Annotated in this window: 10 protein-coding genes; all 10 read right to left on the reverse strand. The window is 31.6% G+C overall.

Translation table 11 applies throughout. From position 1 onward, the window contains the following. A complete protein-coding gene (locus tag IC214_RS04245) occupies window positions 1-2,775 on the reverse strand; it encodes a calcium-translocating P-type ATPase, PMCA-type (protein ID WP_227866277.1) in 2,775 nt (924 codons plus the stop codon). A 268-nt stretch (window positions 2,776-3,043) separates the two neighbouring features. Further along, complete coding sequence (locus tag IC214_RS04250; protein ID WP_227866278.1) at window positions 3,044-4,024, reverse strand: ABC transporter ATP-binding protein; 981 nt, start codon at window positions 4,022-4,024, stop codon at window positions 3,044-3,046. Beyond that, window positions 4,008-5,012, reverse strand: a complete 1,005-nt coding sequence (locus tag IC214_RS04255) for an ABC transporter ATP-binding protein (protein WP_227866280.1) — start codon at window positions 5,010-5,012, stop codon at window positions 4,008-4,010. The genes IC214_RS04250 and IC214_RS04255 overlap by 17 nt, the downstream gene beginning before the upstream one ends. Then, window positions 4,990-5,985, reverse strand: coding sequence for an ABC transporter permease (locus IC214_RS04260; RefSeq protein WP_227866281.1), 996 nt, complete (start codon window positions 5,983-5,985; stop codon window positions 4,990-4,992). The genes IC214_RS04255 and IC214_RS04260 overlap by 23 nt, the downstream gene beginning before the upstream one ends. Then, window positions 5,969-6,925 (reverse strand): ABC transporter permease, encoded by a 957-nt coding sequence (locus tag IC214_RS04265; RefSeq protein WP_227835223.1) that lies wholly within the window; start codon window positions 6,923-6,925, stop codon window positions 5,969-5,971. The genes IC214_RS04260 and IC214_RS04265 overlap by 17 nt, the downstream gene beginning before the upstream one ends. Window positions 6,926-6,952: 27 nt before the next feature. Further along, window positions 6,953-8,599 (reverse strand): peptide ABC transporter substrate-binding protein, encoded by a 1,647-nt coding sequence (locus tag IC214_RS04270; protein ID WP_227866282.1) that lies wholly within the window; start codon window positions 8,597-8,599, stop codon window positions 6,953-6,955. A gap of 36 nt (window positions 8,600-8,635) precedes the next feature. After that, window positions 8,636-9,925, reverse strand: coding sequence for a GGDEF domain-containing phosphodiesterase (locus IC214_RS04275; RefSeq protein ID WP_227866283.1), 1,290 nt, complete (start codon window positions 9,923-9,925; stop codon window positions 8,636-8,638). Next, a complete protein-coding gene (locus IC214_RS04280) occupies window positions 9,925-11,514 on the reverse strand; it encodes a GGDEF domain-containing protein (RefSeq protein WP_227824330.1) in 1,590 nt (529 codons plus the stop codon). The genes IC214_RS04275 and IC214_RS04280 overlap by 1 nt, the downstream gene beginning before the upstream one ends. Then, window positions 11,507-13,108, reverse strand: a complete 1,602-nt coding sequence (locus tag IC214_RS04285) for a GGDEF domain-containing protein (RefSeq protein WP_227434386.1) — start codon at window positions 13,106-13,108, stop codon at window positions 11,507-11,509. The genes IC214_RS04280 and IC214_RS04285 overlap by 8 nt, the downstream gene beginning before the upstream one ends. Window positions 13,109-13,464: 356 nt before the next feature. Continuing rightward, window positions 13,465-14,721 carry a serine hydroxymethyltransferase gene (gene glyA, locus IC214_RS04290; RefSeq protein ID WP_227866284.1) on the reverse strand — a complete coding sequence of 419 codons (1,257 nt, stop codon included), beginning with the start codon at window positions 14,719-14,721 and terminating at the stop codon, window positions 13,465-13,467. Window positions 14,722-14,845 lie beyond the last annotated feature (124 nt).

The raw sequence follows: 14,845 nt of genomic DNA on the forward strand, positions 1-14,845 counted from the left end.
CTAATTTTTATTATTAAGATTTACTTTCTTACTATTTGTTATTGTTCTAAGAAGTAATTTTACAAATTCATTTGACAATAGAATAGTCGATGCGAATAATATTATCTTTATCCACATATCAAACCCTAGTGACACTGAATTGAAGAAACTTTGGAATACTTGGGTAAATATTATTTGAATCACCCCTGTCACAACTATTACTTGTAATGCTAATTTATTTTTAAATAGATTTGGTATTGTACTGTTTAATCCAAATTCTCTACAATTTAATGCATTAAAAAGAGCACTGAATGCAAATAATGAAAATATAACCGTACCTTGTTCTTCTGGAGTTGCTCCCAATATATTAAAAGCTGATTGTGTAAATACAATTGTAATCATAAGTATAGCATTTATAATAATATTCACAGACATAGACCTAGCTATTATTCCAGAATGTCTATTTATTGGCTTTCTTTTCAATACATAATCTCTAACAGGTTCTAATCCTAATGCAAGAGCTGGAGGACCATCCATTATTATATTTACCCATAATAATTGTATCGTAGTAAATGGCATATCTTTACCAGTAAGTTGAGATATTATAGCAATTATAAATGCTACTATATTTACAGTAAGCTGGAACTGTATAAATCTTTGGAAGTTTTCATAAATACCTCTTCCCCATTTTATTCCCTCTACTATTGTACTAAAACTATCATCAGTCAATATTATATCTGCTGCATTTTTAGATACTTCTGTACCTGAGATTCCCATAGCGATACCAACATCTGCTTGACTAAGAGCTGGAGCATCATTTATACCATCACCTGTTACGGCTACAACCTCACCACTTTTTTGAAGTGCAGAAACTATTCTCATCTTTGTATCTGGTTTACTTCTTGCGACAATAGATATTCCTTTTATTTCTTCTCTTAACTCTTCATCTGTCAGTACATCTATATAGGTTGCTTCAACTGCCTTTTTACCATCATTTAATAATCCTAATTCATCTCCAATAGCAGTTGCTGTATTGATATTATCCCCTGTAAGCATTTTTACATCTACACCTGCATTAAATGCCTTATCAATAGACTCTTTAACACCTGCTCTCAATGGGTCTACTATTCCTACAAAGCCACTAAATACTAAATTTTCTTCCTTCTCATACCCTCTTGGATTTCCGATTAAATTCAATTCTCCTTCTGAAGTTATTGCAACTTCTGTTCTAGATTTAGTCATCTTTTTATAAGCAAACCCCAATGTTCTCATAGATTTAATTTGTAGTTTTTTAATTTCATCGAGAATACCTTTTTCTATTTTAGGAGTTATTGGGACAATACTTTTTCCTTGTTGTACATAAGAACATTTCTTTAATAATACTTCTGGAGCTCCTTTTGAAAGTAGTATATCTGAATCCTCTTGACGAATTAATGTTGACATTTTCTTTTCTTCTGAACTAAAGGGGATTTGTGATATTAAATAAGTTTGTTTTCTCATTTCATTATAATTTTTATCGTTATGATATAAAAGTAATGCACACTCTGTTGCACTTCCAATATATTTAAATGAATTGTCTTCCTTTTCTATATCAGCTGTTGAATTCACTATACAGTTTTGTTCAAAATAACTATTACTTTGATATTCTCCACTACTTATATACTTACCATCAACATATGCTACTTCTACCATCATCTTATTTTGTGTCAAAGTACCTGTCTTATCAGAACATATTACAGAGACAGAACCTATAGTTTCACAGGCTTCTTTCTTTGTTACTAATGCATTTATCTTTGCCATCTTTTGCATTGTTATGGCTAAAGTAATATTTATCATAGTTGGTAAACCTTCTGGTACTGTTGCAACTATTAAAGCAATACAAACCATATATGCATTTTTAGCAGGCTCTAATGATTGTAAAAAAGATAAAATACTGCTTGTATCCAAAATTAGCATACCTCTTCTTTGCATTTGTATAATCATAAACATACATAATAATGTAGCTATTACACCTGATATACCTGCTATTTTAGCACCTAACTTACCTAATTTAATTTGAAGTGGAGTTTGCTGGTCATCATTTGATAAGTTCTGTGCTATCTTACCCATCTCTGTCTTATCACCAATATGAGTAACAACCATTATCCCTCTACCATATGCTACAAGAGTTCCCCCAAATACCATATTGATTTGTTTTGCGGGTATTGTATCTTGTTCAATTATTTCTGTTTTAGAATAAACTACCTCCATATCTAATATAGCATAAGCATTTTTAGCTACATCATCAGATTCGCCTGTTAACATATCTTCTCTAAGCTTTAGATTTATAGATTGTATAAGCCTTCCATCTGCTGGTATCATATCTCCTGTTTCTATATATACAATATCTCCTGGTACTAAATCATTTTTTGATATTTTAACTATCTTTCCATTTCTAAGTACCTTTACCTCTATATTCTCTGTTAATTTTGATAGAGCATGAGCAGCTTTTTTAGATTTCCCTTCAGTTATTATACCTATGGAAATACCAATAAAGATAGCTCCTAAAATACCTAATGCATCATGCAATTCTCCCACAAATGAGCTTATTACTGCTGCTCCTATAAGAATTAATATCATAGGTTCTGTCAGACTTTCCCCCAACTCGTCCCAAAATGTTCGTCCTTCTTTTATCGTAAATTCATTTAATCCATATCTAAGCTTCCTCTCTTCTACCTCATTATCAGCAAGTCCAACTTCTGGATTTGTCTTTAAGTATTTTAAGACTTCTTTGGTAGGTTTATTATAATACCTCATAACTTTATCCCCCTTGTTAATTATCTATAGAGAATTATATGCTTATGATAGCTTGTATATTACTTTTCAAAAAAAATAAGGAGTTGTCTCAAAATTGATTTTTTTCTAATCAAATTTTAAGTTCAACTCCTCTGTTGAATTTTTATAAGTTATTTTTTACTACTTCTTTTTTAATTAATATTCTAGATTTTAATATTTAAGAAATTTGAGTACAAGAGGTAAAGCATATGTATTTTAAATAAAATTAATTTATCATTACACTAAAAAATTACTTTTTATAATAGCTAAATCCTTCACTTGCCATATAGCAAGCAACTAGATGATTCTGTTTATGTTCAAATAATTCAGGCATTTCTTTTCTACAATATTCTGCTGATACTGGACAACGCTCCACAAAAGGACATCCTTTTTCAGAATTCGAAAAAATTTTGACTTCGTCTTGTACATCTACTTCTTCATGTAGTATATTTCTGCTATTCGGATTTGGAGTCAAAACTGCACGCAAAAGCATCTGTGTATATGGATGTAAAGGTGTATTGTAAACCGCCTCAGCATTTCCAATTTCCACGATTCTACCAGCATACATCACAGCAATCCTATCAGAAATATAACGTACCATGCTTAAGTCATGTGAAATAAATAGATAAGTAAGACCAAACTCCATCTTTAACTTATATAAAAGATTTATAATCTGACTCTGAATAGAATTATCCAGTGCTGACACTGGTTCATCACATATAATAAAATCTGGCTGAACCACGAGTGCACGTGCAATACTAATTCTTTGTCTTTGCCCTCCTGAAAACTCATGTGGGAAACGTCCTGCGTGTTCTCTCAAAAGCCCAGTCATTTCTAACAATTCATATACTTTTTGTGTTCTTGTATTTTTATCCAACATCCCATGAACCTTCAAATTTTCTGCAATAATAGATTCTACTGTCATATGTGGGTCTAAAGACATATATGGGTCCTGAAATATCATTTGTGTATGTTGTGCAAATGCCTTTCTTCTACTTTGTCTATGTAGTTCTAACTTTTTGCCTTGAAATAATATTTCACCTTCGCTTGATGGATATACACCCATAATAACTCTTGCAAGAGTTGATTTTCCACAACCAGATTCTCCAACAAGCCCTAGAGTTTCACCTTTATAAATAGTTAGGTTCACATGATTGACAGCAATATTTTTGCGCTTTCTTCCTAGAGGGAAGCTCTTGGATACATTATTTAATTCAAGTAATTTTTCCATCATCCAATTCCTCCTTTGGAAAACTTTCATGCAGACGCCAACAAGAAGCACTGTGACTATTTGAAACCTCAAATAAAGGTGGCTCTTCTCTCAAACAAATCTTCATACAATATGGACACCTCTTTGAAAAAGAACAACCGACTGGCAAATCAGATAAGTTTGGTGGACTTCCCAATATAGATATGCGTTCCCCTATACCACCTGATGTAGGAAGTGTTCTTAACAGTGCCTGTGTATATGGGTGTGTTGCTCTATTAAAAAGTTCTTTCACACCACTTTCTTCCACAATTTTTCCAGCATACATCACTGCTACACGGTCTGCCAAGTTTGCTACAACACCAAAATCATGAGTAATCAAAAGTACAGCTGTTCCCATCTCTTTTCTAATTTTAGCAATCAATTTCAAGATTTGCAGTTGTGTAGTAACATCAAGAGCTGTTGTTGGTTCGTCTGCAATAAGTAGTTTAGGGTTGCATGACAAAGCCATAGCAATCATTACACGTTGTTGCATACCTCCTGAAAATTGATGAGGGTACTGTTCTGCTTGTAGTTCAGCATTTGGTATCTGTACCATTTCAAGTAATCTAACTGCCTCTTTCTTACAATCAGATGATGACATTTTCTCTTTTCTATATAGTGACTCTGTAATCTGCTTACCTATTTTCATTGTAGGATTCAAACAGGTCAAAGGGTCTTGAAAAATCATACTTGCTAAAGTACCTCTTATTCGTTCCATCTCTTTTTCTGATGCATTCAAAATATCAAAATTTAGAAGTTTCAATTCCTCAGCCATAATTTTAGCTGGTGGTGAAGGATTTAGTTGCAAAATTGACTGTGCCATTACACTTTTACCACAACCACTTTCACCCACTAAAGCAAGAATCTCGCCACTGTTCATGGAAAGCGATACACCTCGAACTGCATTTACTGTTCCTTCGTACATATCAAAAGATACATTTAATTCCTTAATTCTTAGAATGTCGTCCATAATAAGCAGACCTCCTTAATCTAGGATTTAGAGCATCTTGAAGTTGGTCTCCCAAGAGATTGAAAGAAAGCATTATCAGACAAATAAATAATCCTGGCACTACAAGCCTTGCTGGATAAGTCTGAAAAACAGCAACACCTTCATTTGCCATAATTCCCAATGATGGATATGGTGGTGGAACTCCCATTCCCAACATTGATAAGAATGCTTCTGTAAATATAATTCCTGGAATGCTCAATGTCATGTGTACAATTATAATACCTAACATATTAGGAATTAAGTGTAAGAAAATAATCCGTCCCATACTTGCTCCCATAATTTTTGCAGCAATTATAAATTCTCTCCCCATAAGAGAAACCACCTGTCCTCTTACCAATCGTGCCATACTAGTCCATCCTACAAGGGTATAGGCAATAATCAAAGTTCCAATTCCCTGTGGAAGCACTGCCATAAGTAAAAGAACAACAACAAGGTATGGAATTCCACTAATGATTTCCAATGTACGCATCATTACATTGTCAACCATACCACCTATATATCCAGAAATACTACCATATACTACTCCTACTATGCAGTCTATGATAGCTACCACCCCTGCTACTAGAAGTGATACTCGTGTCCCATACCAGATACGTACAAAAATATCACGCCCAAGATTATCTGTACCAAAGATATGAGTAAAACCACTACTTATATCTTTACTAAAAAAGGGGTTATTTGCATATGCCACATTCTGAGATGAAAAATCAAAATTACAAAATATTGGAAAAAATACTGAACCTATCATAAGAATAAGTATCATTATAAATGATACTACTGCAATTTTATTGTGGCGTAGTATGGATATGGTCTCCCTTGCAAAACTCATAGAGGGATACACCTGTTCGTTATTAGTCATATCTGAATTACAGCCATCAATAGATGAAAAATCTTCATGAACAAGTACTCTTTTACTACTATCTATTTTCCTCACCTCCTAATCTCACGCGAGGGTCTATACAGCTGTTCAAAATATCCACGATTAGATTACACAACACAAGAAACATACCAAAAAATAATGTTGTTCCTATAATCACTGGATAGTCATTGGCCTGTACTGAGTCCACAAAGTATTTTCCAAGACCTGGAATAGAAAATACATATTCTACAGCAAATGTCCCAGTCAACAGAACTGCTGTCATAGGACCAAGAACTGTTATCACTGGCATTAATGCATTGCGTAGACAATGATGAAGGATAATATCTTTTTTCTTGATTCCTTTCACTTTTGCTGTACGAATATAATCCTGCCCAAGTACATCAAGCATACTAGAGCGCATTAATCTTCCAATACTTGCCATAGAGCCAAAAGCTAGCGCAAATGCAGGTAAAATCTTGCTATTTTCACTCCCCCATCCTATAATTGCAAAAAAATGGATACCAGTAAATTGAAACAACACAATTCCAAAAAAATACTGCAACAAAGCACCAATAATAAATGATGGAACAGACACCCCAAGAAGCACCAAAATCATCATCAATGTGTCCCACTTTGTCCTATGCTTCAAAGCAGCTATAATACCTGACAAAAATCCCAAAATGATTGCAAAAATCAAAGCCCGTATTCCCAGTTCTAAAGAAACTGGGAATGCCTGGGCTATAATATCTGTGACTTGACGACCAGAAACAATTGAAGAACCAAAATCTCCATGTATCAAATTATTCACATATATTCTGTACTGCTCTAATACAGGTTTATCTAGACCATATTTTGTGGCTAAAGAAGCTTTTATCTCAGAATTAATTACCTTAAGTCCAGAAAAAGGGTCTCCTGGAAGCATCTGCATCAGTAAAAATGTAATGGAAATCAAAACCCATACAGTAAGTACCGCATAAATAAGTCGCTTAGCGATATACCTCATTTGTAAAGACATCTTGTCTGCTCCTGTCATGTTTTTTATTTACTTAATATGTGCATTTAAAACGTTAAAGAATTGAAATGGTGTACGTACTAGACCAACTAGTTTGTCAGAAACTGCATAAGTAGTACATGTAAAATACATCGGTCCTATAACCATATCATCCATTAGAATTTTTTCTGCCTGTATCAGTATCTCTTGACGCTTTTTAGAATCACTCTCATGAGTTGAATCCTCAATCAACTTATCATACTTTGGATTGGAATACTTTCCATAATTGTTCATATTTTCTGTTGTATAGTTCTCCAAAAATGTAATTGCATCATTCTCAGAAGGACCCCAAGCATCCACTGCAAAACTATAATCACCATTTCTTTTTGCTTCAGACAAAGCTTTGACTGCTGTAGATTTCAGTTCTACATCCAGTCCAAGATTTTCTTTCCATTGTTGTTGCAAGTAGGCAGCCTGATTCTGATTATATGTTGTATCTGATGTCCAAAATACAAGTTTAATATCTTTCTTTTCTATCCCAAGTTCTTGAAGTGCCTTATCAAGGAATTCCCTTGCCTTATCTTTGTCATACTTAAATAAGCTACCACGTTTTTCTGCATAACTTTTACCATCAACACCTTTTATAACACCTGGTACAAGACCATTGGCTGCTATAGAACCATCATTAATTACATTATTAAGTAGACTTTGTACATCAATAGAATAGGCAAGTGCTTTTCTTAGGTTTATGTTAGAAAGATACTCATTTTGTGTATTAAAGCTTAAATACCAAGATCCTCCATCTATATAGGATTGAATAGTATCTTTACTTTTGTCTCTCACGAGTTTAATTTGTTCGTTATATAGGTTACAAAGGTCAATTTCTCCAGCAGTAAATGCATTCAAACTTGTATCTGCATCTCCTATCATAACCAACTTAACTTTAGGAATATTAATTTCTGATGCATTATAATATTCTTCAGCCTTCTCCATTGTAATATGGTCATCATGAACCCATTCTGTTATTTTATATGCACCATTTGTTACCATTTTATCTGCCTCTTTAGCGTACTGTTTATCACCAATTGCCTTATAAGCCTTTTTATTTATTGGCAAAAAATATGGCTGTGACAAATAAAACAAGCCATTAGTCATTGGATGAGACCATTGAATTTCTAATGTATAATCATCTAATACTTTTAACCCAAGTTGTGATTCGTCAATCTCACCCTTATAAAATGCTTCTCCATTTTTAATATTCTTGTATATATACGAAGCAAATATACTTCCAGTAGAAGGCGTCATCTGTGTCACCCAGGAATAGTAAAAATCATTCGCGGTTACTGGGTCTCCATTTGACCATTTTGCATCCTTTCTTAGATGCATTGTATAAATAGTGTTCGCATCATTTATATCCCAACGTTCTGCTAAATCAGCTACTGGCTCATCCTTCTCATTCAACTTTGTGAATCCAGCCATGCAATGATAGAGAATACTTTGTGCAATAGTATCACTCATTCTCATTGGATTCAATTCTGTTGGCTCAGATGTAACATTTAACGTTACCATTTCTTTTCCTTGAGTCCCCTGAAAAACTGAGCCTTTTGTTGCATCTCCTTGAGTAGGTGTGGAACATGCCACCAAATTTAGTGCAAGTATAGCTACTACTAATAATGTTATAATTTTTTTGTATCTCATATTTTTCTCCCTCTAAATAATTAATTCATATAATTCCTAACAATCATCCTGCACATCCAATATCATATTAAATGAATCAATTGACATAGGTTTATAATAATAATAACCTTGAACCATATCACATCTATACTCTTTTAAAGACTCTATATGTTCTTTAGATTCTACGCCTTCAGCAATTACTTTCATATTTAAAGAATGAATTAAATCTATAATAGTCTTTATTACTAAACTACTATTGCCATTTAAGTTATTTAAAAAAAACTGACGGTCCATCTTGATAATATCAAAATGAGCATTAAGTAATACATTAAAAGAAGAATAACCATCTCCAAAATCATCTAGTGAACATGTAAACCCATATTCTTTGAAATCAGATACTACTTTTTTTAAACGTTCAGTATCATTTAAAGAAATTGATTCCATAAATTCAATTTCAATATAGTGCTTCGGAATATCATATTTTTCAAACACATCAATGTAATTTTGAACAATCCCTGGGTCATAAAAATGTGACTTTGAAATATTAAAACTAATTGGCACAACTTTCTGATTGTTTTTTATTCTTGTATCCAAGTACTGACACATTTGTTCAAAAGTATCAATATCAATTAATTTAATGTAGCCATTTTGGTTTAAAATAGGCAGAAATTTATATAATGGGATGCTGTTTCCATCTTTATCAAACCAACGAAGTAATGCCTCTGCACCTATAACCTTTCCATTTATTAGACTGATTTTGGGCTGTAAGTACGTGACAAATTCATAACCTTTATATGCATCTGCTGTCTCTATTTCCAGTTTCATACGGTCCATATAACTATTATAAAAAGAATCACCATAAAGTTCTATACAAGAACTTCTATTAAGTAAAGCTTCACTTTCTTTCCTACACAAATTCGCATAATTTAGTGCATCATAAAATGAGACTTCTGGGTTAATAATCACATAAATACCCATAGACATAAAAAGATTTCTATAAATCCGCTCATCATCTATACGATATAATATGTCAATTAGTGGTATCAATCGTTCATATATAAGATAGTTAGAATCATCACACCTTACTAAAAAAGCAAAGTTATCCGCATATAAATATGCAGCGTACTCATTTTCTTCTAAAAATGTGGTTATTTTTTGAAAAACCAATGTCAGGATTTCATCACCTGCTTTACTTCCATACTTTGTATTAAAATAGCGAAAATTTTTAATGTTCAAGTGTATTAAAGCATATCTTTCATCACTACCTTTTATCTTACAATATTTTTCCAAAATATATGAAGTATCATACATATCACGCTTTAAGGTGCTATTATTTTCCGTTTCCATTACGATTGGCTCCTTTGTTTATAAATTGTATATACATTTCTTCCCTTATTTTTGGATTGGTATAAGGCTAAATCAGCATTTTTAATAAGAGTTAATTCATCACAACCATGCATATGTATCTCATTATATATCCCAAAAGATAAAGTGAGCTGTTTGGAATTTTTACTTTTTAAATGTACAATATTTTTGTCTCTCAGCTCTTTTTGAACTGATTCAACAAATGTAATAATTTCATCATCACTTCTATCAACAAATATACAGGTGAATTCATCTCCTCCATATCGTGCAGCAAAAGCATTGTTTGGTAAGTTCTTCTTTAATAAAGTAGTAACTTCTTTTATTGCCTCATCACCTTTTAAATGACCATAGTAATCATTATATTCTTTGAAAAAATCGATATCAACCATAACATATCCAATGGATAAAACCTCATCATCTTGGATTAATTTACTTATAAGTTTACTACAGTATCTTCGATTATAAATTTTTGTAAGTTCATCTATATCTGCTACTGTTTGTAGACTAACTTGCTTTTCCAACATAAGATTCTGTTCTTTTTCTCTTTCATAGAGAGAAAGAAGACTTTTGAAGCTTTCGCCCATTGATATCTTACTGTCCATTTCTCCTTTTAATATGGTTTCATAAAAAGTTTCATAAAGTTCATCAGTTTCATGCCCAAATAGAATTGAATATTGAACATGTAATTTTTGAATTTGTATCATTATATTTTGATTCGTATTTTTATACAATGTGTCTAATTGGTTTAAGCACCATGCTGCATCTTCTTCTCTTTTCAACAAAAGCAAAAATTCCATTAAATATAAATAAATGGATTTCAGTAAAAACGCTTCTTCCTTATTTTTAATCAACTTATTTATCAAACTATCTATTTTATGTAACGCTTCTGTTTCCTTATTTTCTAATAATAAAAGACGTATTTCTCCTTCCATAAATAATAAAGGTAAAATGCCAACTTCACATTTTACGCTTAAACATTTTTCATGATACTTCAGGGCTTTATCTAATTCTCCTTGAACACAAGAAAGGTGTAATAGATTCACAAGTATAGACTTGTAATAAAAAAGCACACTTTTTATAGGAATATCTTTTATAACATCTAATGCTTTTGTATAGAATTGCTCTGCAATTTTATATACACCACTTGTGTAAAATATATCAGCAATATTGTTATAGAAAATAGCACATGATTTTTTATCTTTAATTTTATAAGCAATTTGGATTCCTTCTAAATATATAGTAAGAGCTGCTATTTCGTCACAAATAGTAACATTTCGCAAGCCCTCTATTTTAAAATATTCAATTAAAACATCAAAATAATTTTTATTCTCAGCAATTTCTCTTGCCTTCTCTGAATGAAAATTATAAGCATCTACATCCCATTTCATTTGAAAATATTGTGCCAAATACACATGAGCCAATGCTTGTCCATAGAAGTAGTTTAACTGTTCTGATATCATTAGTAACCTATCACAATCGTGTTTATTAAACCTAGAATTATGCTCAAAACGACACTGAATTCGATCAATCAGCAATTGAATTTGTTCAAGTGCTACATTATAGTTATTCATTATGCACCTCTTCCATAGCAATTATTGATTTAGCATTATTTCTACCATTATTCTTTACATCATATAGTGCTTTATCTACTTCATCAAATAAATTAAGTACATCAACTTTAGTTGAAACTGTCTTATTACCATATCCAATTGACAATGTTATTATTTTTTCACATCGTGAATGTATATGTTCAAGACTTTTTTCTTTTATTGCTTCTTTTACTTGATTAACATATTCAGCCATTTGTTCAAAATTCAAATCCCAGCTAAGACAAACAAATTCATCACCACCATAGCGAAAGACTGCCATTTGTTCATTTGCCTTTTCTTTCAAGCTACTTGCTACTTGTTTTAATATTTCATCACCTTCCAAATGACCATAATAATCATTGTATTCTTTAAAGTAATCAATATCAAATATTGCAAGACCAATATTAGTATATCTATTACTATTGAGAATTTCATCTTGCTTAATATTAAAATAATAACGATTGTATACATTAGTCAATTCATCATAATTTACAAGGTCATATAATTCTTCTAATACTTTTTTTGATTGAGTATACTTAGTATAAGTGTCATTCAATTCAATTTTTGCACGTAAACCTTCTACTTTTAATAGATTTACTTGATTCTGTGCTTTTAAATATAAATCATAATACTCGTGGTAATGGTAATATAATTCTTTTTTTGTCTCAAATTTCTGTGAATACTTAATATTCAATTTACATAATTTCAATAAAGGCTCTGGTTCATCTTCTTTTATTAGCTCTTGTAAGGATTGTAATAATTCACTTGATTTTACTTTGTTTTTGATAGATATCATTGCTTCTAATGCATTCATCAAAAATTCTATGAGATAAACACGATTTGGAAAAGTCATAAGTCCATCATTCTGCATTTCCTGTAGATAATATAAACTCTTTTCTTGATTCTGTATCTCTGCATAATAAAGCAAATATGCATAATCAACATATATTTTTAAATCTTTCTCTTCGAAGGGAAGTAAACTCAATTCTTCAATAGTTGATTTCATCAATTCAAGCTTACCTAATTTTAAATATATATTAATGAAATTAATTAACAGCATTCGCAGAAAACGTGGCTTCGTATCTGGCAAAGAACGCAATACTTCCATTGATTTATCTAAATAGAACAGTGCTTCATCATATAATTCATAGTCCAAATAATAAGCACTAATATTCCCATAATTTATACCAATGCGATGTCTGATGTCTAATCTTTCAGAAACATCCAATGCTTTTAAAGTGTATCTAAATGCAGACTGTTTATCATATGAATTTAAAGAAAGTAAACTACACAATGCATAAAATTTTTCTAATAATTCACTTGGATTCTTTTCATTAATATACTCTTGTGCATACTCCAACTCTTTTGATACGCATTTCATATTTGATTCCACATAGAAATAATAATCGGCACGCCATACATGTCCAAAAGCCACACTTTGCCAATCTTTACTTTCTTTTGAAATCGAAATCAGTTTATCACAAATCCCACAAATAACATCATCGTTCACATTAATGTTTTCATGTATTTTTCTCTTTAATTCCTCAATTTCACACAAAACGTAGTTTTCAATCATGGCATTACTCCAAATTTATTTTTTACAACATTATAACACACAAGTGCGGCTTTCCACAATGAGATCTACATTTGTGTATCATAAGTATTAAATAGACTATACTGCTGTCCATTGTTGGCAATAACATACCTATTTTCCTCTTATATCAATGGTTCACAGTTTTTTAAGATTTTAAATAAACTTTCATTTAAATTATTACATAGATTAGGAGTTCTTAGAAATTCCATTTTCTATTTTTCTACAAAAAAAGGAGATGATTCAAAGTTTTATTTTGAGGCATCTCCTTATAATAATTATATATTATTGGGTTTTATGTTATAGGCTTTATAGGTTGTGAGCTATATAAATCAATATACTTAATCTTCAAAATATCCTTCTGGATATAATGGGAATTTAGCTATAAGTTCCTGAGCTTCTACCCTACATTCATCTAATACTTCTTTATTATCAATATTTTCTGCTACCTTATTCATTATTCCTGCTATTTGCACAACTTCTTTTTCTTTAAGACCTCTTTGAGATATTGATGTAAGACCGATACGAACGCCACTAGTTACAAATGGTGATTGTGGGTCATCAGGTATAACATTTTTATTAACCGTTATTCCTACATATTCAAGAGCCTTTTCAAACTGCTTTCCTGTCAAATTTTTACTTCTTAAATCAACCATTACTATATGATTATCAGTTCCACCACTTACTATACTAAATCCGTGAGAAATAAGTTCAGCTGCCAAAGTTTTAGCATTTACTACTACTTGCTCCATTATTTTACGAAACTCATCTGTCCCTAAATACAATAGCGAAAACGTTTTCGCTGCAACTGTGTTAAGATGTATAGAACCTAATGTTCCTGGGAAAACACCTTTATCAAGTTTCTTTGCATGTTCAGCTTTACAAAGCACAATACCACTTCTTGGTCCACAGAAAGTTTTTGTTGTAGATGAAGAAACAAAATCTGCATAAGGTACAGGACTAGGTATTACTTTTGCTGCCACCAAACCTGCAACATGAGCCATATCTACCATAAAATAAGCTCCTACTTCTTTTGCAACATTTGATATTCTTTCATAATCTATCAATCTTGGATATGAACTCGCTCCTGCAATTATAAGTTTTGGTTTACACTCTTTTGCCTTCGCTTCAAGAGCATCATAATCTATACGATCAGTATTTGAATCTACACCATAAAATTCATATTTATAAATATCATGTAAGAAGTTTACTGTACTACCATGTGTTAAGTGTCCCCCTTGGTCAAGACGCATACTTAAAACAGTATCATTTGGCTTTAATATTGCTGAATATACACAATAGTTAGCTGTAGAACCTGAGTAAGGCTGTACATTTACATGTTCTGCTCCAAATATTTCTTTTGCACGTTTTATTGCTAGATTTTCAAGTTTATCTGCTTCTTCAGAACCTGCTTGGAAACGTGCTCCTGGATAACCCTCTTCTGTTTTATTTGTAAATACACATCCACTTAATTCAAGTACTTCTGTTGGTGCTGTACTTTCAGAAGCTATCATCTCGATATTATGCTCTTGTCTAACCAATTCACCAGCTACAATTTCGTATAACTCTGGGTCTGAAATTCTTGTTGTTTTTAACATAATAACACCTCTTCTTAATTTAATTATTTTTATAAATTTAATTAATTTTTATTTATATTCTACTATAATATTTTAATTAATTATATTATCAAAATTTGCAATTTATTTAACTATTTTGACTTTT

Origin of the sequence: Clostridioides sp. ES-S-0190-01, assembly GCF_020658275.1 — a bacterium.
GTDB lineage: Bacteria > Bacillota > Clostridia > Peptostreptococcales > Peptostreptococcaceae > Clostridioides.

Coding starts and splice junctions, on each gene's coding strand:
- IC214_RS04265 (WP_227835223.1), bottom strand. CDS start 6,925: ATGTCTTTACAAATGAGGTATATCGCTAAGCGACTTATTTATGCGGTA.
- IC214_RS04245 (WP_227866277.1), bottom strand. CDS start 2,775: ATGAGGTATTATAATAAACCTACCAAAGAAGTCTTAAAATACTTAAAG.
- IC214_RS04280 (WP_227824330.1), bottom strand. CDS start 11,514: ATGAATAACTATAATGTAGCACTTGAACAAATTCAATTGCTGATTGAT.
- glyA (WP_227866284.1), bottom strand. CDS start 14,721: ATGTTAAAAACAACAAGAATTTCAGACCCAGAGTTATACGAAATTGTA.
- IC214_RS04250 (WP_227866278.1), bottom strand. CDS start 4,024: ATGGAAAAATTACTTGAATTAAATAATGTATCCAAGAGCTTCCCTCTA.
- IC214_RS04255 (WP_227866280.1), bottom strand. CDS start 5,012: ATGGACGACATTCTAAGAATTAAGGAATTAAATGTATCTTTTGATATG.
- IC214_RS04275 (WP_227866283.1), bottom strand. CDS start 9,925: ATGGAAACGGAAAATAATAGCACCTTAAAGCGTGATATGTATGATACT.
- IC214_RS04285 (WP_227434386.1), bottom strand. CDS start 13,108: ATGATTGAAAACTACGTTTTGTGTGAAATTGAGGAATTAAAGAGAAAA.
- IC214_RS04270 (WP_227866282.1), bottom strand. CDS start 8,599: ATGAGATACAAAAAAATTATAACATTATTAGTAGTAGCTATACTTGCA.